General features: G+C 35.0%; 27 protein-coding genes. 14 read left to right on the top strand and 13 right to left on the bottom strand.

The genetic code is table 11. The features are described from left to right. Positions 1-37 precede the first annotated feature (37 nt). Complete coding sequence (locus ACKC83_RS06570; protein WP_434037457.1) at positions 38-1,045, top strand: NAD-dependent epimerase/dehydratase family protein; 1,008 nt, start codon at positions 38-40, stop codon at positions 1,043-1,045. Here ACKC83_RS06570 and ACKC83_RS06565 read toward each other — a convergent pair. The 3 genes from ACKC83_RS06565 to ACKC83_RS06555 are packed head-to-tail and all read right to left on the bottom strand — an operon-like array spanning position 1,042 to position 3,591. Then, entirely contained in the window at positions 1,042-1,518 is a 477-nt protein-coding gene (locus tag ACKC83_RS06565) for a DUF4296 domain-containing protein (protein WP_414035572.1), read from the bottom strand. The two genes, ACKC83_RS06570 and ACKC83_RS06565, sit on opposite strands and share 4 nt — an antisense overlap. Further along, the gene (locus tag ACKC83_RS06560; RefSeq protein ID WP_434037456.1) at positions 1,515-2,861 is read right to left on the bottom strand and encodes a dihydroorotase; all 1,347 of its coding nucleotides are present in this window, start codon (positions 2,859-2,861) and stop codon (positions 1,515-1,517) included. The genes ACKC83_RS06565 and ACKC83_RS06560 overlap by 4 nt, the downstream gene beginning before the upstream one ends. 13 nt (positions 2,862-2,874) lie before the next feature. Continuing rightward, the gene (locus ACKC83_RS06555; RefSeq protein WP_434037455.1) at positions 2,875-3,591 is read right to left on the bottom strand and encodes a polyprenol monophosphomannose synthase; all 717 of its coding nucleotides are present in this window, start codon (positions 3,589-3,591) and stop codon (positions 2,875-2,877) included. A gap of 108 nt (positions 3,592-3,699) precedes the next feature. Between ACKC83_RS06555 and ACKC83_RS06550 the strand changes: the two genes are divergently transcribed. Together ACKC83_RS06550 and ACKC83_RS06545 are read left to right on the top strand one after the other, a co-directional pair. After that, a complete protein-coding gene (locus ACKC83_RS06550; RefSeq protein WP_414035575.1) occupies positions 3,700-4,347 on the top strand; it encodes a DUF4271 domain-containing protein in 648 nt (215 codons plus the stop codon). 24 nt (positions 4,348-4,371) lie between these two features. Then, entirely contained in the window at positions 4,372-5,121 is a 750-nt protein-coding gene (locus ACKC83_RS06545; protein WP_414035576.1) for a uroporphyrinogen-III synthase, read from the top strand. Positions 5,122-5,203: 82 nt separating this feature from the next. On the opposite strand, the gene pckA is transcribed toward ACKC83_RS06545, so the two are convergent. After that, positions 5,204-6,820: a phosphoenolpyruvate carboxykinase (ATP) gene (gene pckA, locus ACKC83_RS06540; protein WP_414035577.1), complete on the bottom strand. Its 1,617-nt coding sequence runs from the start codon at positions 6,818-6,820 to the stop codon at positions 5,204-5,206. Positions 6,821-6,922: 102 nt separating this feature from the next. Then, entirely contained in the window at positions 6,923-7,318 is a 396-nt protein-coding gene (locus ACKC83_RS06535; RefSeq protein ID WP_434037454.1) for a DUF423 domain-containing protein, read from the bottom strand. A gap of 97 nt (positions 7,319-7,415) precedes the next feature. Here ACKC83_RS06535 and ACKC83_RS06530 point away from each other — a divergent pair, with 97 nt between their 5' ends. The 3 genes from ACKC83_RS06530 to ACKC83_RS06520 all read left to right on the top strand — a co-directional run bounded on the left by ACKC83_RS06530 (position 7,416) and on the right by ACKC83_RS06520 (position 10,036). Then, a complete protein-coding gene (locus ACKC83_RS06530; protein WP_434037453.1) occupies positions 7,416-8,780 on the top strand; it encodes a saccharopine dehydrogenase family protein in 1,365 nt (454 codons plus the stop codon). 65 nt (positions 8,781-8,845) lie between these two features. Then, a complete protein-coding gene (locus tag ACKC83_RS06525; protein WP_382380374.1) occupies positions 8,846-9,316 on the top strand; it encodes an Lrp/AsnC ligand binding domain-containing protein in 471 nt (156 codons plus the stop codon). Positions 9,317-9,415: 99 nt separating this feature from the next. Further along, a complete protein-coding gene (locus tag ACKC83_RS06520) occupies positions 9,416-10,036 on the top strand; it encodes a superoxide dismutase family protein (RefSeq protein ID WP_434037452.1) in 621 nt (206 codons plus the stop codon). A 101-nt stretch (positions 10,037-10,137) separates the two neighbouring features. Here the strand turns inward: ACKC83_RS06520 and ACKC83_RS06515 are convergent, their stop codons facing one another. The 3 genes from ACKC83_RS06515 to ACKC83_RS06505 all read right to left on the bottom strand — a co-directional run bounded on the left by ACKC83_RS06515 (position 10,138) and on the right by ACKC83_RS06505 (position 15,293). Further along, positions 10,138-10,833 carry a zinc metallopeptidase gene (locus ACKC83_RS06515; protein ID WP_414035581.1) on the bottom strand — a complete coding sequence of 232 codons (696 nt, stop codon included), beginning with the start codon at positions 10,831-10,833 and terminating at the stop codon, positions 10,138-10,140. 81 nt (positions 10,834-10,914) lie between these two features. Then, on the bottom strand, positions 10,915-12,015 hold the full coding sequence (gene ald / locus ACKC83_RS06510) for an alanine dehydrogenase (protein ID WP_434037451.1): 1,101 nt from the start codon (positions 12,013-12,015) through the stop codon (positions 10,915-10,917). 167 nt (positions 12,016-12,182) lie between these two features. Continuing rightward, positions 12,183-15,293 carry a leucine--tRNA ligase gene (locus ACKC83_RS06505; protein ID WP_434037450.1) on the bottom strand — a complete coding sequence of 1,037 codons (3,111 nt, stop codon included), beginning with the start codon at positions 15,291-15,293 and terminating at the stop codon, positions 12,183-12,185. Positions 15,294-15,419: 126 nt separating this feature from the next. Here ACKC83_RS06505 and ACKC83_RS06500 point away from each other — a divergent pair, with 126 nt between their 5' ends. The 6 genes from ACKC83_RS06500 (at position 15,420) to ACKC83_RS06475 (ending at position 19,613) form a co-directional block, all read left to right on the top strand. Then, the gene (locus ACKC83_RS06500; RefSeq protein ID WP_038532271.1) at positions 15,420-16,298 is read left to right on the top strand and encodes a cell division protein FtsX; all 879 of its coding nucleotides are present in this window, start codon (positions 15,420-15,422) and stop codon (positions 16,296-16,298) included. A 4-nt stretch (positions 16,299-16,302) separates the two neighbouring features. Then, positions 16,303-16,947: a hypothetical protein gene (locus ACKC83_RS06495; RefSeq protein WP_434037449.1), complete on the top strand. Its 645-nt coding sequence runs from the start codon at positions 16,303-16,305 to the stop codon at positions 16,945-16,947. A gap of 83 nt (positions 16,948-17,030) precedes the next feature. Beyond that, positions 17,031-17,285: a DUF3098 domain-containing protein gene (locus ACKC83_RS06490; protein WP_414035585.1), complete on the top strand. Its 255-nt coding sequence runs from the start codon at positions 17,031-17,033 to the stop codon at positions 17,283-17,285. Beyond that, positions 17,285-18,079: an undecaprenyl-diphosphate phosphatase gene (locus ACKC83_RS06485; protein WP_414035586.1), complete on the top strand. Its 795-nt coding sequence runs from the start codon at positions 17,285-17,287 to the stop codon at positions 18,077-18,079. Before ACKC83_RS06490 ends, ACKC83_RS06485 begins: the two co-directional genes overlap by 1 nt. A 1-nt stretch (position 18,080) precedes the next feature. Beyond that, entirely contained in the window at positions 18,081-18,773 is a 693-nt protein-coding gene (truB, locus tag ACKC83_RS06480; protein WP_434037448.1) for a tRNA pseudouridine(55) synthase TruB, read from the top strand. A gap of 54 nt (positions 18,774-18,827) precedes the next feature. Beyond that, a complete protein-coding gene (locus ACKC83_RS06475; protein WP_434037447.1) occupies positions 18,828-19,613 on the top strand; it encodes an energy transducer TonB in 786 nt (261 codons plus the stop codon). On the opposite strand, the gene ACKC83_RS06470 is transcribed toward ACKC83_RS06475, so the two are convergent. Beyond that, positions 19,610-20,230 (bottom strand): thioredoxin family protein, encoded by a 621-nt coding sequence (locus tag ACKC83_RS06470; protein ID WP_414035589.1) that lies wholly within the window; start codon positions 20,228-20,230, stop codon positions 19,610-19,612. The genes ACKC83_RS06475 and ACKC83_RS06470 overlap by 4 nt on opposite strands. A 96-nt stretch (positions 20,231-20,326) precedes the next feature. On the opposite strand from ACKC83_RS06470, the gene ACKC83_RS06465 reads away from it, so the two are divergent. After that, on the top strand, positions 20,327-20,890 hold the full coding sequence (locus tag ACKC83_RS06465) for a DNA-3-methyladenine glycosylase I (RefSeq protein ID WP_434037446.1): 564 nt from the start codon (positions 20,327-20,329) through the stop codon (positions 20,888-20,890). Between the two features lie 6 nt (positions 20,891-20,896). Here ACKC83_RS06465 and aat read toward each other — a convergent pair whose 3' ends face one another. Together aat and ACKC83_RS06455 are read right to left on the bottom strand one after the other, a co-directional pair. Then, the gene (aat, locus tag ACKC83_RS06460) at positions 20,897-21,520 is read right to left on the bottom strand and encodes a leucyl/phenylalanyl-tRNA--protein transferase (RefSeq protein WP_434037445.1); all 624 of its coding nucleotides are present in this window, start codon (positions 21,518-21,520) and stop codon (positions 20,897-20,899) included. A gap of 100 nt (positions 21,521-21,620) precedes the next feature. Then, the gene (locus ACKC83_RS06455; protein ID WP_414035592.1) at positions 21,621-21,995 is read right to left on the bottom strand and encodes a DUF3127 domain-containing protein; all 375 of its coding nucleotides are present in this window, start codon (positions 21,993-21,995) and stop codon (positions 21,621-21,623) included. 517 nt (positions 21,996-22,512) lie between these two features. Between ACKC83_RS06455 and ACKC83_RS06450 the strand changes: the two genes are divergently transcribed. Next, the gene (locus tag ACKC83_RS06450; protein WP_434037444.1) at positions 22,513-23,682 is read left to right on the top strand and encodes a sensor histidine kinase; all 1,170 of its coding nucleotides are present in this window, start codon (positions 22,513-22,515) and stop codon (positions 23,680-23,682) included. On the opposite strand, the gene ACKC83_RS06445 is transcribed toward ACKC83_RS06450, so the two are convergent. Both ACKC83_RS06445 and greA read right to left on the bottom strand, forming a co-directional pair. Then, complete coding sequence (locus tag ACKC83_RS06445; RefSeq protein WP_414035594.1) at positions 23,683-24,072, bottom strand: HIT family protein; 390 nt, start codon at positions 24,070-24,072, stop codon at positions 23,683-23,685. A 110-nt stretch (positions 24,073-24,182) separates the two neighbouring features. Continuing rightward, on the bottom strand, positions 24,183-24,656 hold the full coding sequence (gene greA / locus ACKC83_RS06440) for a transcription elongation factor GreA (protein WP_414035595.1): 474 nt from the start codon (positions 24,654-24,656) through the stop codon (positions 24,183-24,185). Positions 24,657-24,766: the final 110 nt, after the last annotated feature.

Genomic DNA, 24,766 nt, shown 5'->3' with positions numbered 1-24,766 from the left:
ATTACCCCTATATTAAATAATTCTTTACCTTAGTTTTATGATTTTAGTTACAGGAGGCACAGGACTTGTTGGTTCACATCTACTTTACAGATTAGCAAGCAACAACGATAAAATAAGAGCAATTTACAGATCGGAGCAAAAACTTGATATAGTAAAAAAAGTCTTTTCCTATTATACAGATCAGGTAGATCCACTTTTTAATCGCATTGAATGGGTGCACGCCGACCTGCTAAATATTCCAGATTTAACCGAAGCTTTTAATGGCATTACCCATGTGTATCACAGTGCCGCTTTGGTATCTTTCGAACCTAACAAATACTATCTTTTAAAGCAGACCAACACTCTAGGCACAGCGAACATAGTAAATTTATGTTTATCGCATAACGTTAAAAAACTATGTTATGTAAGCTCTGTAGCAACTTTAGGTAAATCGTTAGGGAATGCTCCTATTACAGAAGACACCTTTTGGAATCCTGAAGAAGATAACAATGTGTATGCGATTACTAAATATGGCGCAGAAATGGAAGTTTGGCGTGGTACTCAGGAAGGATTAGATGCCGTTATTGTAAACCCTGGTGTTATTTTAGGGAGTGGCATTTGGGACCATGGCACAGGGCATTTATTTAACCGTGTATTTATGGGTTCTAAATACTACACCAATGGAGTTACAGGTTTTGTTGCTGTTATGGATGTAGTAGAGATCATGATTTTACTCATGAATTCTGAAATAAAAAATGAAAACTATATTTTGGTTTCAGAGCATTGGAGTTACAAACAATTTCTACAAAATATGGCAACACATTTAGGGGTAAGTTTACCAAATAAAGAGGTACAACCTTGGCAAGCAGAACTCGCGTGGAGGTTAGATTGGTTACGCCACAAATTAACCGGACACGACCGATTTTTAAGTAAACAATTGGCACAAACAATAAATTCGAAGTCCGATTATAGCAACGAAAAAATCACCTCGCTATTACATTACAATTGGACGCCTATAGAAGCTTGTATACAGACCATCTCAAAACACTATAAAAGCGATAATTAATCCTTTTTTTTCGACGTACTTAAACTATCTAACACAGCCATTTGTTCTGCCCTCTCTTTTTTAAGCTTAAGGGAGTCTACGGGTTTTGATACCGAATCTTTAATACTTTTCTTTACCTCTTCTACCTTTTCATTTTCAAGCGTATACTTGTCTTTTAGCTTTGTTAAGCTATCGTTCACAATCTGATAAATACCTTCATATTCTTTCATATAATAAGAATAATATTCACTACTCTTTACAAGTTGAAGACTATCAATATTGTATTTATCGTAGATGAGGGTTTCTAAAGAAATGTTATTTTTTTCCAACACATGCCTATCCACTCCTCTACTCGAAGTTAACAAACTCATATCTATAATAATATTCACCATCTTATCTTTAGGAATCAGATCTTCTGGTGGCTCTGGTTTATTAACTTGATGACAAGCGGTTACACTTACAAGTACAAAAAATAGTCCTATTAAACGGTTCATCGGTTAAAAGTTAAACGTTTTGCTGCTTTAACATCATTAAATTTAAAATTCTGATATACCAATTCACCATTTAAAAAGGTGTGCGTTATACGAGATTTAAAAGTAGTCCCTTCAAACGGAGACCACTGACATTTATATAAAATATTTTCTTTGTTTACCGTCCATGGATTATTTAAATCGACTAAAACTAAATCGGCATAATACCCTACTTTTATAAATCCGCGTTTTTCAACTTGAAATAAAATGGCTGGATTATGACTCATTTTCTCCACCACTTTTTCTATTGAAATTTTACCACGATGATGCATTTCTAACATGGCAGGCAATGCATGTTGTACTAATGGACCTCCAGACGGTGCTTGGGTGTAAATATTTTGTTTTTCTTCTAACGTATGCGGTGCATGGTCGGTTGCGACAACATCTATACGTCCATCTAATAATGCTTTCCAGAGCTGATCTTGATCCTTTTCTGTTTTAACAGCAGGGTTCCATTTTATAAAGGTTCCCTTTTTCTCGTAATCGGCATCGGTAAACCATAAATGATGAATACAAACTTCGGCAGTAATTTTCTTATCCTTTAAAGGAATTTTGTTCGAAAACAGATGAGTTTCTTTTCCTGTAGATAGATGAAACACGTGTAAACGCGCCCCTGTTTTCTTTGCTAATTCTATTGCTTTAGAAGACGATAAATAACACGCTTCTTCACTTCTAATTTCTGGATGATATTTAACTGGAATATTATCGCCATATTTTTCTTTGAAAGCTTCTAAATTGGCACTAATAGTTGCTTCATCTTCGCAATGCACGGCGATTAACATGTCTACTTTAGAAAATATCTCTTCTAAAACTTTTGGGTTATCTACCAACATATTTCCGGTAGACGATCCTAAGAATAGTTTTAAAGCGGCTACAGTTTTGGTATCTACTTTTAAAATTTCCTCTAAATTATCGTTTGTACCACCAAACATAAACGAATAATTGGCATAAGAAGTTTCGGCAGCAATAGCGAATTTCTCTTCTAGTTTTTCTATAGTTGTTGTTTGCGGTATAGTATTAGGCATTTCTATAAATGACGTAATACCTCCAGCAATTGCGGCTCTAGATTCGGTTTCTATATTTGCTTTTTCAGTGAGTCCAGGTTCTCTAAAATGTACTTGATCGTCTATTACACCAGGTAACACATATTTTCCTTCTGCATCAAAAACTTGTACATTAGAAGATTTTGCACTTATAGATTCTCCAACTTCTTTAATCAAATCGCCTTCAATTAAAATATCGCCTTCAAAAATACTACCTTCATTTACAATCTTAGCATTCTTAATTAGTACTTGTTTTGGTTGCATAATGTTACTGTCTTTAAAATATACTTTTCAATTTCATTGTAATTACTCCAAAAATGGCTTCTGAAATAATCCCTGAACTTAATTTAGATTCCCCTTTTGTCCTGTCGGTAAAAATAACAGGAACTTCTTCAATTTTAAACTTTTTAATGTACGCTTTAAATTTCATTTCAATTTGGAAGGCATACCCCACAAATTTAATTTTATCTAAATCTATAGTTTCTAACACCTCGCGTTTATAACATACAAAACCTGCTGTGGTATCGTGAATATTCATTCCTGTAATTACCCGCACATATTTAGATGCCATATAAGACATTAATACCCGATTCATAGGCCAATTTACTACGTTTACGCCTTTTACATAGCGCGATCCGATAGATAAATCTGCACCTTCGTTAGCACAAGCGTTATACAAACGCACTAAATCTATTGGATTATGAGAAAAATCGGCATCCATTTCAAAGATAAATTGGTAGTTCTGTTTTAAACACCATTTAAATCCATGAATATAAGCGGTTCCTAAACCGGATTTGCCTTGTCTGATTTCTAAAAATAAACGCCCGGGAAACTCATGTTGTAATTCTTTTACTTTTTGAGCAGTTAAATCTGGCGAATTATCGTCGACAACCAGAACATCAAATTCCTTTTCTTGAGAAAACACAGCCCTGATTATGGCTTCGATATTTTCAATCTCGTTATATGTAGGGATAATGACTATAGAGTCTCTCACTTAAAATTGCTATTAAGTTTACAAATGTACATTATTTCACAATTTCTTTTTTTTAAATATTACTTAATAATTGAATGTGGCTACAATTATTTTAAATAATTTTGGCAGATGCTTCGAGAAGTTACATATAACGAAATGTTTACCATATTAATAATGGTTGGACTAATAGCTATCACTATTGCTAAAGTCGCATTTACAAACAGATTTAACGATTTTGCTGGTATTTTAACACGTTCAAAATATTTAAATATTTATTCTCGCGATCAAAAACTATTAGATTGGTTTGATGCCTTACTCTTCTTAAATTTTATTATTTCGACGGCCATTTTTATTTTTATTTGCTTTAAAGCTTTAAGTGATCAAATTAAAGTAGGTCCAGATATTCTGCCAAGATTTATTTTAGGTATTGGCGTGTTTTTAATAATAAAAGCGCTTTTTGAACGTCTTGTGGCAAATCTTTTTAATATAGATGATATTATAGATAATTATATCTTCCAGAAAACGAGTTACAAAAACTTCTTCGGAATCTTACTTATCCCCGTTAATGCGTTTTTAATCTACGGTTTAACGCCTTCAAAAACAATTTTATATATTATTCTACCTATTTTATTGATGGTTCTTATGGTAAGTTTGGGCACATCATTAAAACGTTATCAAAAATTAATAAAACCGAACCTTTTTTATTTTATTTTGTATCTTTGCACTCTCGAAATCGCCCCCTATGTATTTTTGTACAAATTTGTTACACTTTACTAGAGGTCATCTTAATTAAAAGTGCATATGAAAGTGAAAACAATTTTAGTCTCTCAACCAGAACCTAAAATAGAAAATTCCCCATATTTTGATCTTCAAGAAAAGCAAAAAGTAAAAATTGATTTCCGTCCTTTTATTCATGTAGAAGGATTACCTGCAAAAGAAATTAGACAGCAAAAAGTAGACCTTAACAACTACACTGCCATTATTTTAACGAGCCGTAATGCGGTAGATCACTTTTTTAGAGTTGCTGAAGAAATGCGTTTTAAAGTTCCAGATTCTTTGAAATATTTCTGTCAATCTGAAGCAGTCGCATATTATCTTCAAAAATACGTGGTCTATAGAAAACGAAAAATTTACGTTGGGAAGCGTACTTTTTCAGAATTAACGCCTTTAATTAAAAAATATAAAGACGAAAAATTCTTACTTCCAGCTTCGGATAAATTGAAAAATGAAATCCCTGAAATCTTAAATGGTTTAAGCATTAACTGGAAAGAAGCTGTATTTTACAGAACCGTTATTAGTGACTTATCAGATCTAGCTGATGTATCTTACGATGTGTTAGTATTTTTTAGCCCATCAGGAATTGAATCTTTATTCCATAACTTCCCAGACTTTAAGCAAAACGATACAAGAATTGCTGTATTTGGAAACACCACGGTTAAAGCTGTTGAAGAAAAAGGGTTAAGAGTAGATATATCTGCACCAACACCAGAAACTCCATCTATGACTATGGCTTTAGACAAATATATTGACAAGGCTAATAAAGGAAAGTAGATTGATTTAATATTATATATAAAAAGGCGATTCTGTTAAAGAATCGCCTTTTTTGGTTTAACACCTATTGGTTTATATACATTTAAGGATTATAACGTTGTGGTCCTCCTCGTCTTATTTCTTCGCTAGCTATACTCTCAAACTGTTCGAAATTTTTTCTAAATGCATTCGATAGTTTAAAAGCTGTTGTGTAGTAAGCCTCGTCGTCGTTCCAAGTTGCTCTCGGACTTAAAACCGATGTTGGTACTCCTGGACAAGTTCTTGGTTGCGCTACTCCAAACACAGAGTGAATATGGTAATCGTGGTGATTATATAATCCCAAATCGCCGTTTAGCACTGCATTAATCATGGCACGCGTATATTTTAATTTCATTCGTGTACCAACGCCATAGACACCACCAGTCCAACCCGTGTTAATTAACCAAACATTTACGCCAGCGTCTTTCATTTTCTTACTTAACATTTCTGCATATTTTGCAGGATGCAATGGCATAAATGGTGCTCCAAAACACGCCGAGAACGATGGCACAGGCTCTTTAACCCCTGCTTCTGTACCAGCAACCTTTGCCGTATATCCGGATATAAAATGATACGCAGCTTGGGCTGGTGTTAATTTAGATATTGGAGGAATAACCCCAAAAGCATCTGCCGTTAAGAAAAATATATTCTTAGGGTTTTTACCAATAGAAGGTACTTGTATATTGTCTATAAAATTAATCGGGTAACTCACTCGCGTATTTTGAGTAATAGATGTATCCTCAAAATCTACATGCCCTTCTTTATCTAATATTACATTTTCAAGAATTGCACCTCTCTTAATCGCATTATAAATATCAGGTTCATTTTCTTTACATAAATTAATCACTTTTGCATAGCAACCACCTTCAAAATTAAAAACTGTATTCTCGTTGGTCCACCCGTGTTCATCGTCTCCAATTAATTTACGGTTCGGATCTGCAGAAAGCGTTGTTTTTCCCGTACCTGAAAGTCCGAAGAAAATAGCTGTATCGCCTTGTTCTCCAACATTTGCACTACAGTGCATTGGCAACGTTTTTTTAAAGACAGGAAGAATAAAGTTTAAGGCTGAAAAAATTCCTTTTTTAATTTCTCCAGTATATCCTGTTCCCCCTATTAATGCAATTTTTCTAGTAAAATCTAATATGGCAAAGTTGTGCTGGCGTGTACCATCTTCGTCTGGAACGGCCATAAATTTAGGCGCACAGACTATAGTCCACTCAGGTTCAAAATTCTCTAATTCTAATTCTGTTGGTCTTAAAAACATATTATGTGCAAACATATTGCTCCAAGGCAACTCTGTAATTACACGAATGTTTAACTTGTAATTTGGATCGGCGCAAGCATAGCTATCTCTAACAAACACTTCTTTTCCGGATAAATAGTTTACAACCTTGTCGTATAACGCTTTAAAATCTTCAGATTTAAAAGGAATATTCACATCGCCCCACCAAACCAGATCTTTAGTAATATCGTCTTTCACTATAAACCGATCTTTAGGAGATCGTCCAGTAAATTCGCCTGTATTAACTGCCAAGGCTCCAGAAGAAGATTCTACACCTAAGCCCCTTTCAATAGTTAAATCATGTAATTCGTCTGAGGATAATTGATACTGTACTTCAGCATTTTTGATTCCGTAAGATTCTAACGAAATCGATTTCGTAATTTGAATGTTATCTGCCATAATAATACTAATTTTGCTGTACAAATATGTAAATTTTAATTTAGAACCCTATCAAAAGATTTACATATTTACACAAATTAACTTGAGTTAAATATTATATTCTTAATTATCACCACTTTTAAGTCCTAAAAATGACAATATCATAATTACCCAGCCTACAATCATTAACAATCCTCCTATTGGAGTTATCCAGCCAATGCTTTTGAAATTGAATCCTGTAAGGTCATTGGTGGCTAAACCGTAAATTGATCCAGAAAACAAAATAACACCTGCCAAAACGAGATAAAAAATCACCGCCTTTTTAGCACTCGGAATTAAAGTTGTACTTCCCACAAATAACAGGAATAAAGCGTGATACATCTGGTAACGTACTCCTGTTTCGAAAGTTTGTATAGATTCTGCCGAAATTAAAGGCTTCAATCCATGTGCTGCGAAAGCACCAATAACCACACTTAACAGTCCGAGAACACCTCCAGTAATCACAATTTTTTTATTCATATAAATCAAATTTTAGAAGAATCCGCACTTACTATTTAGTACATTTATAGATCATATCACTTTTTGCTTATTATAAAACTAGTAAACTCAAACCGTTATGCGACATATTCTAATTATTGGTTCAGGCAAATCGACATCTTATTTAATCTGGTATTTATTAGACAAATCTGAAGCCGAAAACATCCATTTAACAATTGCTGATATTACTATAGATTATGCTAAAAAACGAACTAAAAACCATGCTAATGTTTCTACTATAAAGTTCGACATTTTTGACGACATTACCCGTAAAAAACTGATTAAAAATGCAGATATTATTATCTCCATGCTCCCTGCAAGATTCCACATTAAAGTCGCAAAAGATTGTCTGAAATTTGGTAAAAATTTAATTACAGCATCCTACATTAGCGACGAACTTCAAGCACTAAATGACGCTGTAACAGAAAAGGGACTAATCTTTATGAATGAAATTGGAGTAGATCCTGGTATGGACCACATGAGTGCCATGCAGGTTATAAATCGCATTCGCTCTAAAGGTGGAAAATTGATACTATTTGAATCGTTTACAGGCGGTTTAGTAGCCCCGGAACACGACACCAACTTATGGAATTATAAATTTACATGGAATCCTAGAAATGTTGTGGTCTCTGGTCAGGGAGGAACAGCAAAATTTCTGCAAGAAAACACCTATAAATACATTCCATATCATCGCTTATTTAGACGCACAGAATTTTTAGAAATAGATGGTTATGGGCAATTTGAGGCTTATGCCAATCGCGATTCATTAAAATACCAAAGTGTTTATGGTCTGGATAATATAAAAACGTTATATCGGGGCACCATGCGACGCGTTGGCTTTAGTCGAGCATGGAATATGTTCGTGCAATTGGGAATGACAGACGACAGTTATATTATGGAAGACAGCGAGCACTTAAGCTATCGCGACTTCGTAAATGCATTTTTACCATATAGCCCCTCAGATTCGGTTGAAATAAAATTTAGACATCAATTAAAAATTGACCAAGATGATGTGGTTTGGAACAAATTTTTAGAATTAGACCTCTTTAATCCGCATAAAAAAGCGAACCTTAAACAAGCCACTCCTGCGCAGATATTACAACATATATTAACACAGTCTTGGACCTTAAACAAGGCCGACAAAGACATGATTGTGATGTATCATAAATTCGGATACGAATTAAACGGTAAAAATCATCAAATAGATGCGACTATGGTTACAAAAGGAGAAGATCAAGTTTACACAGCCATGGCAAAAACCGTAGGACTGCCTGTAGCCATTGCCACCTTAGCCATATTAAATAAACAAATCACTACTCCAGGTGTGCAACGTCCTATTACAAAAGAAGTCTACACTCCTATTTTAAAAGAATTAGAAAACTTCGAAATAAAGTTCACTGAGAAAGAAGTACCTTATCTAGGTTACAATCCCTTAACTTTATAAACAATAAGCTTCCGGATTAAAACCCTTTTACTACTTTTATATGCAATTATAGAACATAAACCATTATGAAAGTTAGTAACCAGAATATTGAAATTGACGGAATAGATAAAGAAATTCTTCGTGCTTTAATGCAAGATGCGAGAACACCCATTTTAGAAATTGCTAGAGGTGTAGGTATTTCTGGAGCGGCCATCCATCAGCGTTTACGTAAACTAGAAAAAAGCGGACTTATTTCTGGCTCTAAATTTACTATAAACCCAAAGATTTTAGGATACACAACCATGGCTTTCATTGGTATTTACTTAGATAAAGCCATGAGCAATCCAGAAGCAGTGAAACAACTAAGAAAAATCCCTGAAGTTATCGAATGCCATTATACAACAGGAAACTGGAGTATTTTTATTAAAATTCTCTGTCGTGATAACGAACATTTAATGCAACTCTTAAACAAGGACATTCAATCTATTTCTGGTGTTTCAAGAACAGAAACTTTTATTTCCCTACAACAACAAATAGACAGACAAATTCCGATATAACAAAATTGGCTTTGATTTGAGTTAATTTTATATGTAATTCCATTAATCGCTTTAGTGTTGATGTTATAATTTCGCCGTAAACAATTAAAAATCAACATTATGAAATTACACAAAACACTATTAATTGCTATGTGCGTTATAGGTCTTGCATCTTGTGAGAATAAAAAGAAGGACAATAATTCTATGTCTAACCCAACGCACACTCCCGACAAAGAAAGCGTTATAGAAAACGCTGAAAACGCGAAAGATGCATCTACCGATAATGCCATTCAGATACAGGTGACTATGGAAGCAAAAAGCGATAGTAAAGTATCGGGAAATATCGTTTTTACACAAGTAGATGATACTGTAAAAATGTTAGGTGAGCTAGAAGGCTTAAAACCAAACACAGAACACGCCATCCATTTACACGAAACTGCAGATTGCTCGGCTCACGATGCTAAATCTTCTGGCGGACATTGGAATCCAACCGATTCTAAACATGGAAAATGGGGTGATGCAGAAGGTTACCACCGTGGAGATATAGGTAATTTTACAACCGATGAAAATGGAAATGCGACTGTAACTTTTGAAACCGATCAATGGTGTTTAAATTGCGAAGACGAAACTAAGACCATTGTAGGTCGCGGAATTATTATCCATGAAGGTACAGACGACTTTACCACACAACCTACAGGAGATGCAGGAAAACGTATTGCCTGTGGTGCCATTAATAGATAATACTATCTATTAATTAAACATTATTTTAATACATTGTATTGAACATAAAAAAGGGTCAGATTTTATAAAATCTGACCCTTTTTTTATATTTAAATTTGTTCTTAGTTTCTATTTCCTAAAATTTGTAAAGCCCAATACAATAATGAAGCTAAGGCACCAATGGCAGCCACTAAATAGGTTCTTGCAGCCCATTTTAAAGCATCTTCAGCACCATCGTATTCATTAGGCGCTAACATGTTCTTATTTTTTAACCAAGCTAACGCACGGTTACTCGCATCGTATTCTACTGGTAAAGTTATAAAACTAAACAGCGTTGCCATTCCCATCATTAATAAACCTAAAACAGAAACCCAGAATCCTAAACCGGCTCCAGCAGCAGCTCCTAACATTAAACCTCCAATAACTAACCATTGCGACATTTTAGACGACACACTAACCACAGGCACTAATTGCGAACGTAAGGTTAACCAGCTATACGCTTGTGCGTGTTGCACTGCGTGTCCGCATTCGTGAGCAGCTACCGCCGCAGCCGCTGCATTAGCCTCCATATATACCGATTCACTTAAGTTTACCGTTTTATTTCTCGGATCGTAGTGATCGGTTAATCGCCCTGGAGTAGACAACACCTTTACATCGCGAATACCGTTATCGGATAGCATTTTTTCTGCAATCTCCTTTCCCGTCATTCCATTACGTAAATGCACTTTAGAATAGGTCTTAAATTTAGACTTAAGCTTGTTACTAACCAACCAGCTCACTAAAGCAATGGCACCAATAAGTATATAATAATTGAACATCTTCTTAATTTTTAAAAAGTTAAATTTAATATATTATATCAAATAATGCGCCAAATACATATTAAGAAATTTTGTCAGCTATTAAACCTGTTTCACTCCCCAGTCAAAAGCATCGTTTATTTCGTTATAAACAATCTCTCCACCAACAATGTTTAATCCTTTTTGAAGCGCTGTATCCTCAGCACAAGCCCCGGCCCAACCTTTATTTGCTAGTTTTAAAACATACGGCAAAGTAACATTTGTTAACGCTAAAGTAGATGTATAAGGTACTGCTCCTGGCATATTAGCAACACAATAGTGTACAATATCATCAATAATAAACGTAGGGTCTTCATGCGTAGTGGCTTTAGTAGTCTCTATACACCCACCTTGATCTACGGCCACATCTACCAATACCGTTCCCGGACGCATTAATTTTAACATATCTCGGGTGATTAATTTTGGAGCTTTCCCTCCTTTTAATAAGACACCTCCAATAATTAAATCGTGCGTTTGTATATGTTTTCTAATATTATAAACACTAGAATATTCTGTAACAACGTGGCTAGGCATAATATCATTCACATAGCGTAAGCGTTTCATATTCACATCCATAATAGTAACATGCGCACCTAAACCGGCGGCCATTTTTGCTGCTTGTACTCCAACAACACCTGCCCCTAAAATCAATACTTTTCCTGGCGAAACTCCCGGCACTCCACCTAAAAGAATCCCTCTACCTTTAATAGGTTTTTCTAAATATTTTGCACCTTGCTGTATGGCCATTCTACCAGCAACCTCAGACATTGGTGTTAATAAAGGTAAGGTTCCATCATCATCTTCTACGGTTTCGTAGGCAATACAAACCGCATTGCTTTTTAACATCGCTAAGGTTAATGCTTCGCTAGACGCAAAATGAAAATAAGTAAACACAATCTGTTGTGGCTGAATTAAAGCATATTCTTCCTCTATGGGTTCCTTTACTTTTACAATCATATCGCTGGATTTGTAAACCTCTTGAATAGTTTCCAAAATAACAGCACCAACCTCTTGATAGATGTCATCAAAAAACCCACTGCCTTCCCCTGCTGTAGATTGCACATAAACCGTGTGCCCTAGATTAACCAATTCGTAAACTCCGGCTGGCGTCATACCAACACGATTTTCATTATTCTTAATTTCTTTTGGAATACCTATTTTCATGATAATATATTTTATCAGTCAAATTTCGTATTTTTTAACGACACCCCGTAAAAAAATAGGGGTCAGGTAGCAAAAATTACACTTTCACTACACTAACCCCTTAAAAAATATAGGCTATAGAAATTTAATTCAATTTCTATACCACTTTCACAATTTTACAACTGTTTTTATCCTACAATGTTAATAATCTTTCCTGGTACAACAATTACCTTTTTAGGTGTGCGTCCTTGTAATTGCTCTTGGGTTTTTTCGTGTGCCATAACAATCTCCTCGATTTCATCCTTTTTTAAGTCTAGAGACAATTCTAAAGTAAAACGTGTTTTTCCGTTGAAAGAAATTGGATACACTTTACTGCTCTCTACTAAATGACTACCGTCAAATTCTGGGAACGGTGCTTCAGAAATAGATTCTGTATTTCCTAACTTGCTCCATAATTCTTCTGCAATATGCGGTGCATAAGGCGATAACAAAACTAAGAACGGTTCTAACACCGCTTTACTCACACATTTTTGTGCGTTAAATTCGTTTACTGCAATCATAAACGTAGATACAGATGTATTAAAAGAGAAATTCTCGATATCTTCTTGCACCTTTTTAATGGTTTTATGAAGCGTTTTTAAATTGTCTTTCGTCGGTTCTGCATCTGTAACATTTACAGTGTTTTCACCAACGTATAATTTCCACAACTTTTTAAGGAAACCATGTACTCCTGTAATTCCTGCTGTATTCCAAGGTTTCGCCTGCTCTAAAGGCCCTAAGAACATTTCGTATAAACGCAAACTGTCTGCACCGTATTCTGCACAAATCTGGTCTGGATTTACAACGTTGTATTTAGATTTCGACATTTTTTCGACCTCACGACCTACTTTATACACACCATCTTCTAAAATAAATTCGGCATCTTTAAAATCTTCTCCAAACTCGCCATCAGTTTTTAATCCTTCAATATCTAATTCATCTGAAGCATTTACATACTGAACCTTTACGTGGATTGGTGAAAATTTAAGTCCTTCTACAACTACCCCAAAATTCTGATTATATATATCTTTTTCAACAATTTTATATAATTCTTGAAAAGCAATTACAGTTTCTTTTTGCTCGTCGTTTAATATATCAAAAAACACAGTATCTTCAATAACACTAGCTAAACCTTTGGTGAAGCCATTACCCATTCCGAAAGTCTTCTTATCTTCCGCGGAAATTTTAGAACTTAGAATAAAGTTATACAAATCTTCAAATTTCTTGACGCTATCATAAGAAACATAAAGAGATTTACTTAAGCTAGGTTCTTTAGACTCTTTTGAAGTTGTAGATGTGTGATGTGAAAAATCAACTCTATACACAAAAGCACTAGTTCCCAAAATCATCCCTTGGTTAATCAGCTTTTTAAAAGGTTCTTCAATGTTTACAAATCCGCGGTCTTTTAAGAATTTCACCCAAAAACGAGAGTATAATAAATGACCGGTTGCATGTTCGCTACCACCAATATATAAATCGACACTTTCCCAATAGTTTAGCGCATCTTCGCTAGCAAAGGCATCGCCTCGTTTTGAAGCCTCTTCCATATAACGGAAGAAATACCAAGAGCTTCCCGCCCAACCTGGCATAGTGTTTAATTCTAATGGAAATACAGTGGTATGATTTATATTTTCGTTGCTAACAACGGTATGTGTTTCTGTACACCAAGCCCAAACATCGGCACGACCTAAAGGTGGCTCTCCGGTTTCGGTTGGTAAATATTTTTCTACTTCTGGCAAACGAATTGGTAAATGTTCGGTTGCAATCATTTGTGGTTTTCCATTTACGTAATACACCGGAAATGGCTCTCCCCAATACCGCTGACGACTAAACACGGCATCGCGTAAACGGTAGTTTGTTTTTCCTTCACCTTGTCCGATTGCTTCCAAGGCTTCAATAGCTTTTGGAGTTGCTTCTTTATAAGACAAACCGTTTAAGAAATCGCTATTTGTAAGTTTAGTATTTCCTTTTTCAGCGAATGCTTCTTCAGAAATATCTACACCTTCAAAAATATTTGGGATAGCAATATCGAAGTGTTTTGCGAAATCGTAATCGCGTTGGTCACCACAAGGCACCGCCATAACAGCTCCTGTTCCATAGCTTGCCAATACGTAATCTCCAATCCAAATCGCAACAGGTTCCTTAGTAAACGGATGCTCGGCATACGCTCCCGTGAACACACCAGAAATGGTTTTTACATCGGCCATGCGCTCACGTTCACTACGTTTTGCCGTTTTTTCGATATACGCTTCAACGTCTGCTTTTTGAGCATCAGTAGTAATTTTCGATACTAATTCGTGTTCCGGAGCTAAAGTCATGAAACTTACTCCGAAAATCGTATCAGGACGAGTAGTAAATACATCAATTTTATCGTCGTGTCCTTTTACATTAAACGTTACCGAAGCACCAACAGATTTTCCAATCCAGTTACGCTGACTTTCTTTCAACGAATCCGTCCAGTCGATATCATTTAAACCCTGAAGCAAACGCTCTGCATAAGCAGAAATACGCATACTCCATTGTGTCATTTTCTTTCTAATTACAGGATAGCCACCGCGTTCGGATACACCGTTAACAATCTCGTCGTTTGCTAAAACAGTTCCTAATTCTGGACACCAGTTTACTTCGGTTTCAGCCAAATACGTTAAACGGTATTGTAATAAAACAGCTTGTTTTTGTTCTGAAGAAAATCCGTTCCATTCCTCAGCAGTAAACGGTACGATATTATCGTCGCAAACCGCATTTACAGAGGCGTTTCCTTCTTTAGAAAACACGGCTTCTAAAGTTGAAATATCTTCAGCTTTAGCGGTATCGTTATTAAACCAAGAATTGAACAATTGCACAAAAATCCATTGTGTCCATTTGTAATATTCCGGATTCGAAGTACGTACTTCTCGAGACCAATCGAAAGAAAATCCGATTTGGTCTAATTGACGACGGTAGGTGGCGATATTTGTTTCGGTAGTAATAGCAGGATGCTGACCCGTTTGAATCGCATATTGTTCTGCCGGCAAACCAAAACTATCGTATCCTTGCGGATGCAACACATTAAATCCTTTATGGCGCTTGTAACGTGCATAAATATCTGAAGCAATATACCCTAACGGATGCCCAACGTGTAATCCAGCTCCAGACGGATAAGGAAACATATCGAGGATGTAGTATTTAGGTTTTTCAGATTGATTTTTGGCCTCGAACGTTTTGTGTTCTGCCCAATATTTTTGCCACTTGGCTTCTATGTCGTTAAAATGGTATTGCATATTGTCGTATTCCGCTTAATAAAGGCGCAAATTTAAGCTTATTATAACAATGTTGAAAGTTTAAACGTTGTTATCCTAAAGGAAATAGATTTCTTTTATATTTTTACAAACAAATTTACGCCTTATATGAGCTCATCTTTTGAAAGTTATCAAAAACGCCGATTAATATCGTCTTATTTCTCTGTGGTCTTGAGTATTGCTTTAGTATTATTCTTACTTGGTTTACTAGGCATGCTCGTGCTTAACACCAAGAAAGTCGCCGACCATTTTAAAGAACAAGTGGTGGTTACTATCTATTTAAAAGATTCGGCAAAAGAAGTTGAAACCAAACAACTTGAAAAAAGCTTATCGATGGCCGAATACGTAAAGACAACCGAGTATGTTTCTAAGGAACAGGCAGCCGAATTTATGAAGGCTGAAAACGGTGAAGATTTCATGAATTTCTTAGGTTTTAATCCGCTTCAAAATTCTATCGATGTGCATTTAAAAGCAGACTTTGTAACGTCTGAACATTTAAAAACCATATCTGACGAAGCTTTAGCAAAAACGTTTGTGGAAGAAGTGCGTTACGACAACGATTTGGTAAACCTTATGAACGAAAACGTGAAGCGTATTAGCTTCTGGATTTTAGTCATTAGCGGTATATTTACATTAATAGCCGTGCTACTTATAAATAGCTCAATCCGACTTTCTGTATACTCTAAACGATTCACTATAAAAACCATGCAAATGGTAGGTGCAACCAAGCATTTTATTAGAAGACCTTTTGTTTGGAAAAGTGTAAAATTAGGTATTATTGGTGCTATTATAGCTTTAATTGGAATGGCTATTGTATTCTATTATTTAAATGAAACATTCCCGGATTTACAATTATTAAACAATCCGATTTTAGTTGGAGGCCTATTTGTAACCATCTTTATTTTAGGAATATTAATCACCTGGATTAGTACATTTATTGCCACGCAACGCTTCCTGAATTTAAAAACCGACCAATTATACTATTAATATTATGATGAAATCTATTTGCTTATCACTGCTTTTTTTGTGCGTAATTAGCTGTAAAAAAGAGGTTAAAAACTTACCTGAAGATTTTGATTTTGGTAATACAAAAGACAACACATATACTAATGCTTATTTTGGATTGACTTTTAATTATCCTGAAGCATGGTATCAGCAATCTAAACACGACATTAAAGCGATTACCGATAAAGGTGAAAAGTATTTAGCACGCGAAAACACCAAAATGGGGTCTATTTTAAAGGCTTCACAAATTAATACGGCCTATTTATTTTCACTTTTTAAATATCCGGTAAAAGAACCTCAAGGCTACAATGCGTCTTTAAGTGTGATTGCAGAAAATGTAGGTGGAAACCCTAAAATTACTCGTGGTCGCGATTATTTATTTAATTCTAGAGAGTTACTAAAAGAAACGCCTGCTGGTTTTGAATTTGAAGAAGACTTTGATACTAAAACATTAGGAGGTAAAACTTTTGATGTAATGCGCGCTAAAGCAACCTTTGGTGGCTATCCAGTGAACCAAGAATTTTACAGCATCGTGCGTTATGGCTTCAGTTTATCGTTTATATTATCGTACACCAACGAAGAAGAAAAAGCAGTGCTGCACGAGATTATAGACTCGATAGACTTAGAGTAATTTTAAGTAAGCTTTAAGGATTCTTTTTAAATAAAACCGTTAATTTGCAGTGCTTTCAAAGCTAATGCATTATTAAAATAAACATGGGAGAACAAAAAAATAAAGACCTAAGTAAAGGGGAGTTTATCTTCGGAAAAAAAAATTATAAGTTTATGCTTATCGGACTTGGCGTAATTGCGTTAGGTTTTATATTAATGTCTGGTGGCGGTAGTGACGACCCGAATGTATTTAGTCCAGATATTTTTAGTTTCAGAAGAATTCGATTGGCTCCAACCTTAGTTTTAATAGGATTTGGAATTCAGATTTATGCTATACTTTTAAATCCGAATAAAAAATAATGGAAACTATTGATGCTATTATCCTCGGGGCAATCCAAGGTCTTACAGAGTTTTTACCTGTATCGTCTAGTGGCCATTTAGAAATTGGAAAAGCCATTTTAGGCGACCATTCTGTACCCGAAGAAAGCTTACTTTTTACTGTAGTGCTTCACTTTGCAACCGCATTAAGTACCATTGTTATTTTTAGAAAAGATATTTTAGACCTTATAAAAGGGGCCTTAAAATTCGAGTGGAATGAAGATTTACAATTTGTTTCTAAAATTGTTTTATCCATGATTCCTGCCGTTTTTGTTGGTTTATTTTTCGAAGAACAATTAGAATCGCTTTTTGGAGGGAACCTATTGTTGGTAGGCGCTATGCTTATTGTAACAGCTGTTTTACTATTCCTTGCAGATAAAGCAAAAGACACAGGAAAACCGGTAACGTTTAAAAATGCATTTATTATAGGAGTTTCTCAAGCCATTGCCATGTTGCCCGGAATTTCAAGATCTGGAGCCACAATTTCGACTTCGGTTTTACTTGGAAATGACAAAACTAAAGCGGCTCGTTTTTCATTTTTAATGGTTGTTCCTTTAATCTTCGGAAAAATTGCTAAAGACATTTTAGGAGGTGAATTAAATTTTGACAGCACAAACATCACAGCGCTTTCTGCTGGATTTATTACGGCTTTTATTTGTGGTCTTTTCGCTTGTACTTGGATGATTTCTTTAGTTAAAAAAAGTAAGCTATCTTATTTCGCTATTTATTGTGCCATTGTTGGTTGTGTTGCCATTGGTTATACCGTTTTAAATTAATATGAAGACATTAGACGATTACCAAGCTGGACAAATCCTATTAATTGACAAACCTTTACATTGGACTTCTTTTCAGGCCGTAAACAAACTGCGTTGGGAAATCCGACAAGCCTTTAATATAAAGAAAATAAAAGTGGGTCATGCCGGAACGCTCGATCCTTTAGCTACTGGCCTTTTAGTGATTTGCACAGGTAAAATGACCAAGCAAATAGATACCTTCCAGGGGCAAATTAAAGAATATACAGGAACCATTGTTTTAGGAGGTACTACACCGTCTTTCGATTTAGAAACCGAAATTAATGAAACGTTTCCTACAGCTCATATTACTCCGGAATTAATCCACGAAACCACCACACAGTTTATTGGAGACATTGAGCAATATCCACCGGTGTTTTCGGCTATAAAAAAAGATGGTAAGCGCTTGTATGAATTTGCTCGTGCTGGTGAAGACGTTGAAATAAAACCAAGAACCATCCATATTGCGGCATTTGAAATCACTAATATTATTGAAAATAACGTCGAGTTTAGAGTAGTTTGCAGTAAAGGAACTTACATACGCTCTTTAGCAAACGATTTTGGTAAGGCTCTAGGTTCTGGAGGACACTTATCTGTTTTACGTCGTACTAAAATTGGCGATTTTAATGTCGATAATGCATTAAGTCCTGAACAGTTTATAGAGCAATTAAAAGGCTAAACCTTCGGGAAACTCGTATATTAGTTTTGATTTCACCCCAAAAATTGCACTTTTTTGAAATTAATCGATAAACATAAAGCAGCACTAATTACAGCTCTTATTGCGGGAATTGTATTGCTTACCATGTTTAATATGCATTTAACGCAACACGACACTTTAATTTCCGAAACTTATTATACCATGCCATCTGAAGAAGAAACAGCCAAGGCATTGGAACAAAAACAACTTGAGGAGCAAGCTTTACAAGCTAAGGCAGAAACCAACAAAGGTTTTAATGCCTCGCAAGATAACAAGCATTTTGCAAAGGCTTACACGCCTATAGCACCTCCCAAAGTATACGATAAATCTAGATTTACACAAACAGAAGATCTTACAGAAACTCAAGAGCCAACAGAGGAAACCAACTCAACTTCTGAATCGAGCAGTATAGATGCAGACGAAATATCGTCTTTTAATAGCGTAAATAGCATTTTAAACGCGACCGCTCGAAATAAGAGTAAAGCAAACGCGTCGAACGGAAATAATACTAGTGGTAAAATAGCGATAAATCCGTCTGTAAATAAAAATAGCAGTATGCATTATTCTCTTAAAGACAGAACACATGTGTATTTACCAACGCCTATTTATTTATGCGAAGCTAGCGGTAAAGTGGTTATAAATATTACTGTAAATACTACGGGAAATGTTGTCGATACTTATGTAAATACATCCTCGACGACTAAAAACGAGTGCTTAATTGACAGTGCTTTGGAGTACGCCAAAAAAGCACGTTTTAATACAGATGCCTCGAAACCGTCACAGATTGGCTCGATTACATTTTATTTTGAAGGCAAAAATTAAACCCCTAACAATTCTAATAAATCGGAAATGGTACTTTGACCTTTATCTAGGTTATACCATGTTTGTAAAGATTCCTTAAATTCTGGAGTTAACACACCATGTTCGGCTTTATATTCGGCTACAAATTTTGTGGCCACAGTTGGTCTTGGTCCAAAGGTATTAACCACTTCGCCAGTTGTATTGTCTATCATAATTAACTTTGGAATAGATTTTCCTCCGTTTGTTAAAAACATAGCCATTAAGTCGTCATTAGTATCTCGAAGCACAACTTGTAAGTCTATATTTTCGTTTAATGTTGCAACCTTATTCATTATAGGTAAAACGTGAGCAGCGTCTCCACACCAGCTTTCGGCAATAACCAACCACGTAATATCACCCTTAAAATTTTGTATCGCTTCTGTAGCTTGCTCAGACACTTTAAGCGTTTTGTCCCAACGTTTCATACGGCTTTCATTCACCTTTGTATATCCTACCAAAGCTTCGGTTTGCTCGATACCTGTTGTTCCTCCTGTTTTAGATAAATCTTTTACTAAAATTCTAAAATCCTGATAAGACATGGCGTTATCTAAACCTTTTCTAACGACCTCATTTTTAACTATACTGCGTGTAACTTCCATAAAATTCTTTGTTTTACCCTACAAATTTAATTTATAAATATCTTTTTTAAGGTAACTGTTGTTACATTAGTAGCTATTAATTAAAAACCTTACAAGATGGAAAAGCACAGATGCGGCTGGTGTAAAAATGATGATTTATATGAAGCTTATCACGACCAAGAATGGGGCGTTCCAGTAAAATATGATGCCACACTCTTCGAATTTTTAATTCTTGAAACGTTTCAAGCGGGTTTAAGTTGGATTACAATTCTTAGAAAACGAGAACATTTTAGAAAGGCATTCGATAATTTCGATTATAAAAAAATAGCTAAATACTCACAAACTAAAATGGACGATTTGGCTCAAGATGCTGGAATTGTTAGAAATAAACTTAAAATAAAAGCCACGGTTACTAATGCGCAGGCTTTTATTAAAATTCAAGAAGAATTTGGAAGTTTTAGCACCTACATTTGGAGTTTTGTAGATGGCACTCCGATTAAAAATAAAGTTAAGCATTATAAAGATGCTCCTGCAAACACGCCTTTAAGTGATGCTTTAAGTAAGGATTTAAAGAAACGAGGTTTTAAATTTGTAGGCTCCACTGTGGTATATGCACATATGCAAGCTACAGGAATGGTTAACGACCACGAAGTAAATTGTTTTCGTTACAATGAAGTTTAAGTATGGTTACAAATATTTTAAATACGCCTCTCTAGAAATTGAACACCCCCCGAGACTTTCTAAATGGTGGGTGTGGATTTGGCAATCAATAATCTTATAATTGGTGTTTTGCACAAAGGTTATAAATGCTGCTTTGCTAGCGTTACTTACTTTAGAAAACATACTTTCGCCACAAAACACATTGTTGCCTAAATCTAGGCCATAAAACCCACCAACGAGCGCTTCATTTTCCCAAACTTCAATAGACTTTGCAAATCCCATCCGATGCAATTCTATATAGGCCTCGGTCATATTTTTTGTAATCCATGTACCCGTCTGCCCGTTACGTTTAATCTGTGCACATGCTTCTATTACCTCCGGAAAAGCCTGATTTATAGTCACCGTAAAATTACAGTTTCGAAGCACATGCTTCATACTTTTAGAAATTTTCAATTCTTCTGGAAACAATACAAAACGCGGATCTGGACACCACCAAAGTATGGCATTATCGTCTTCAAACCACGGAAAAATACCACGTTTATAGGCTAGTAACAAACGTTCTGGAGACAAATCGCCCCCCACAGCAACAATTCCCTCTCGGGTTGCGTACTTAACATCCGGAAACTCTATTTTAGAATTTAAAAATTTCATTCTTCTAATTTAAAAAAAGAATTGATATAAAATAAAAAAACCCCAATATCGTAAGATATTGAGGTTAATCACACTTTGAATTAGTCATAGTATACCTTTACTAGAAAGGTAAATCGTCGTGGTCATCTTCTTTTAAACTAGAAGCTGGCTCGAAAGCATCTGCTGGAGGTCCTTGAGGCACTGCACCTGAAGCACTATCTTGTACCGCTTCAATTCTCCATCCTTGAATTGAGTTAAAATACTTAGTTTCTCCTTGTGGATTCACCCAGTCTCTACCTCTTAAATTAATACTCACTTTTACGTTTTGTCCTACTTGGTAACTGTTTAGTAAATCTGTTTTATCTTGAACAAATTCTACTAATATATGTTGAGGATATTGTTCTTCTGTTGTAACTACCAACTCTCTTTTTCTGAACCCGTTACTCCCGAAGGTTTGGGTTTCTCCTATCATTTTTACTTTTCCTTGTACTTCCATTACATTAAATTTCTATTAAAAAAAACTCTCTTTATATTCATCCTTTAAATACATACAGCTTTCCGTTTAAACCTTTACTCCTTAAGTTATTTGGTAAAACGGTGTATCTATTTATCATCGCCATTTTCATATTCAGTACAAATTTTACGGCATCTAATGTACTAAGTCGTAATTTACAATATTTATTACAACCACATTAAATATTTTACTTTAACGCCGTATGTTTTTCTGAATTAATTAGAATATGACTATCTAGTAAACCGCCAAAAATAATAGATTTAACCAGATTTATAAAAAACTAAACTCATGAGACTTCCTAATTACGCTTACTCGTTATTAGCAACTAAAACAAGCTAACCCTTGCACTCATAATTAGTTATCCTTAAACCACGTCTGTTTAATTCTTTAATACGGTACAAAGGTAACTATTCTATCAATTAACAAAAAATGATTTGAACACTTGATAGCACAATATTATTAACAGATTTGCATTATATTACCACTAAAACTAGTTTTCATGCTTTTTACCAAACATAAAAACCTCATCCGTTGGATATTTATCGGATTCTCGTTTGTAATTATTGCGCTTATTTTATGGAATACATATATGTTTTTTCAAAGTTTTAAAGCTGAAGAACGTATAAAGATGGAAAATTGGTCGGCCGCACAACGGGATTTAATTAAGAGCAATAATCTAGACGGTGATATCGGAGAATTACCACTTCAGATTTTACAAAGTAATACCACAACGCCTATGATTATGGTAGATCTAAATGGTAATATTGAACACAATAATTTAGATGAACAAAATGCCAAAGATACCGCTTACGTTAAAGATCTTATTTTAGAATTTGAGCAGGAAAATCAACCGATTGAAATTATTTACGACGGCAAAGTTTTAAATACCTTATACTACGGAAATTCGCCACTTTTAAACAAACTAAAATATTACCCCATTGCTTTTGTACTTATCCTTGTGCTTTTTGCAGGATTAGTCTATAATTTTTACCGCAGTACTAAAATTGCGACACAGAACAAATTATGGTCTGGAATGGCTAAAGAAACAGCCCATCAAATAGGTACGCCATTATCATCTTTAATTGGTTGGACTGAAATATTAAAGATGGAAGAAGTGAATCCTGAATATATAGCAGAGATTGAAAAAGATATTAATAGATTAGAAACTATTACAGAGCGTTTCAGTAAAATAGGGTCTGTACCTACTCTAACTAAAACCGATATTGTAAAAGAAACTTTAGAATCTTACGACTATTTAAAATCACGCTCTTCAAAACTAATTGCATTTAGTATTGATGTACCAAACCATGAAATTCCGGTGCAATTAAATGCACAGCTTTATAGTTGGACTATAGAAAATCTAGTTAAAAATGCTATAGATGCCATGAAAGGTAAGGGCAAACTGTCGTTACAGATAATAGCATCGGAGCAGGATGTAAAAATTAATGTTACCGATACGGGAAAAGGCTTGTCTAAAGCACAATTTAACCAAGTTTTCGAACCTGGATTTACAACAAAAAAACGTGGTTGGGGATTGGGTTTATCGTTAGCACGTCGTATTATTGAAGATTTTCATGACGGGAAAATAAAAGTCGCACAGTCTGAAATAGGCAAAGGCACAACCATGCAAATTACTTTAAAAACAATAGGCAAACCTTCGGTCTCCTAATTATAAAGCTTGAGCTATTGCAGAGGCAATGTCTTGAAATTCTTGTTTAGACACGTTTGTTTTTTGTAAGAAACGCGCATCTTCCATAGTATTTAAAGGAATTAAATGCACATGAGCATGAGGTACTTCCAGTCCAATAACAGTCATTCCAACACGTTTACACGGTATCGCTTTTTCTATGGCAGTAGCCACCTCTTTAGAGAACTTCATTAACCCCATATATAAGGCATCGTCCATATCGAAAATCTTATCTACTTCTTGCTTCGGAATACAAAGCGTATGTCCTTTCGCATTTGGATTGATATCTAAAAACGCTAAGAAATCTTCAGTTTCTGCAACTTTGTAACATGGAATTTCTCCTGAAATGATTTTACTAAAAATAGAAGCCATAATATTTAATTTAGGTATGTAACTATAAAAAGATTCCTAGAGTTTTCTTCTAACCTCGAATAATTTAGGTTTTAAACTTTAGGAATCTTATAAAAAATTATTTCAGATTACTATCTAGAAATTTCTACTATATCGAATTTCATGATCCCACTAGGCACTTGAATTTCGGCAACATCGCCAACAGATTTACCTAGCAAACCTTTACCAATAGGTGAGTTTACAGATATTCTCCCTGATTTTAAATCGGCTTCACCATCGGCAACCAACGTATAGTTCATTTCCATACCGTTAGTCTGATTTTTAATTTTAACCTTAGATAATACCAATATTTTAGAAGCATCTAATTGCGACTCGTCAATTACGCGAGCGCCAGCTAAAACGTCTTCTAGTTTAGAAATTTTCATCTCTAACATTCCTTGGGCTTCTTTGGCAGCATCGTACTCGGCATTTTCACTTAAATCCCCTTTGTCTCTTGCTTCACCTATGGCTTGAGAGGCACGTGGCCGCTCTATATCTTTTAATTGTCTTAGTTCGTCTCTTAACTTCTTTAGTCCTTCTGCAGTGTAATAAGATTTTTTACTCATAACTTCATCGTTTTAATTCAAAAAAATATGTTTCACAAACCTCAGTTTATAAAACATAAAAAATCTCGCAGTACGAGATTGTGTTACAAATATACAAAATATTTATCTCA

Source organism: Formosa bonchosmolovskayae, assembly GCF_051016085.1.
In the GTDB taxonomy this organism is placed as follows: Bacteria; Bacteroidota; Bacteroidia; order Flavobacteriales; family Flavobacteriaceae; genus Formosa.
Note: the sequence above shows the minus strand (reverse complement) of the source record. Positions and strands in the feature narration are given on the sequence as shown.

Bases quoted from the DNA above. Each gene is read 5' to 3' on its own strand.
- ACKC83_RS06570 (WP_434037457.1), top strand. From the start codon at position 38: ATGATTTTAGTTACAGGAGGCACAGGACTTGTTGGTTCACATCTACTT.
- ACKC83_RS06565 (WP_414035572.1), bottom strand. From the start codon at position 1,518: ATGAACCGTTTAATAGGACTATTTTTTGTACTTGTAAGTGTAACCGCT.
- ACKC83_RS06560 (WP_434037456.1), bottom strand. From the start codon at position 2,861: ATGCAACCAAAACAAGTACTAATTAAGAATGCTAAGATTGTAAATGAA.
- ACKC83_RS06550 (WP_414035575.1), top strand. From the start codon at position 3,700: ATGCTTCGAGAAGTTACATATAACGAAATGTTTACCATATTAATAATG.
- ACKC83_RS06545 (WP_414035576.1), top strand. From the start codon at position 4,372: ATGAAAGTGAAAACAATTTTAGTCTCTCAACCAGAACCTAAAATAGAA.
- pckA (WP_414035577.1), bottom strand. From the start codon at position 6,820: ATGGCAGATAACATTCAAATTACGAAATCGATTTCGTTAGAATCTTAC.
- ACKC83_RS06535 (WP_434037454.1), bottom strand. From the start codon at position 7,318: ATGAATAAAAAAATTGTGATTACTGGAGGTGTTCTCGGACTGTTAAGT.
- ACKC83_RS06530 (WP_434037453.1), top strand. From the start codon at position 7,416: ATGCGACATATTCTAATTATTGGTTCAGGCAAATCGACATCTTATTTA.
- ACKC83_RS06525 (WP_382380374.1), top strand. From the start codon at position 8,846: ATGAAAGTTAGTAACCAGAATATTGAAATTGACGGAATAGATAAAGAA.
- ACKC83_RS06520 (WP_434037452.1), top strand. From the start codon at position 9,416: ATGAAATTACACAAAACACTATTAATTGCTATGTGCGTTATAGGTCTT.
- ACKC83_RS06515 (WP_414035581.1), bottom strand. From the start codon at position 10,833: ATGTTCAATTATTATATACTTATTGGTGCCATTGCTTTAGTGAGCTGG.
- ald (WP_434037451.1), bottom strand. From the start codon at position 12,015: ATGAAAATAGGTATTCCAAAAGAAATTAAGAATAATGAAAATCGTGTT.
- ACKC83_RS06505 (WP_434037450.1), bottom strand. From the start codon at position 15,293: ATGCAATACCATTTTAACGACATAGAAGCCAAGTGGCAAAAATATTGG.
- ACKC83_RS06500 (WP_038532271.1), top strand. From the start codon at position 15,420: ATGAGCTCATCTTTTGAAAGTTATCAAAAACGCCGATTAATATCGTCT.
- ACKC83_RS06495 (WP_434037449.1), top strand. From the start codon at position 16,303: ATGATGAAATCTATTTGCTTATCACTGCTTTTTTTGTGCGTAATTAGC.
- ACKC83_RS06490 (WP_414035585.1), top strand. From the start codon at position 17,031: ATGGGAGAACAAAAAAATAAAGACCTAAGTAAAGGGGAGTTTATCTTC.
- ACKC83_RS06485 (WP_414035586.1), top strand. From the start codon at position 17,285: ATGGAAACTATTGATGCTATTATCCTCGGGGCAATCCAAGGTCTTACA.
- truB (WP_434037448.1), top strand. From the start codon at position 18,081: ATGAAGACATTAGACGATTACCAAGCTGGACAAATCCTATTAATTGAC.
- ACKC83_RS06470 (WP_414035589.1), bottom strand. From the start codon at position 20,230: ATGGAAGTTACACGCAGTATAGTTAAAAATGAGGTCGTTAGAAAAGGT.
- ACKC83_RS06465 (WP_434037446.1), top strand. From the start codon at position 20,327: ATGGAAAAGCACAGATGCGGCTGGTGTAAAAATGATGATTTATATGAA.
- aat (WP_434037445.1), bottom strand. From the start codon at position 21,520: ATGAAATTTTTAAATTCTAAAATAGAGTTTCCGGATGTTAAGTACGCA.
- ACKC83_RS06455 (WP_414035592.1), bottom strand. From the start codon at position 21,995: ATGGAAGTACAAGGAAAAGTAAAAATGATAGGAGAAACCCAAACCTTC.
- ACKC83_RS06450 (WP_434037444.1), top strand. From the start codon at position 22,513: ATGCTTTTTACCAAACATAAAAACCTCATCCGTTGGATATTTATCGGA.
- ACKC83_RS06445 (WP_414035594.1), bottom strand. From the start codon at position 24,072: ATGGCTTCTATTTTTAGTAAAATCATTTCAGGAGAAATTCCATGTTAC.
- greA (WP_414035595.1), bottom strand. From the start codon at position 24,656: ATGAGTAAAAAATCTTATTACACTGCAGAAGGACTAAAGAAGTTAAGA.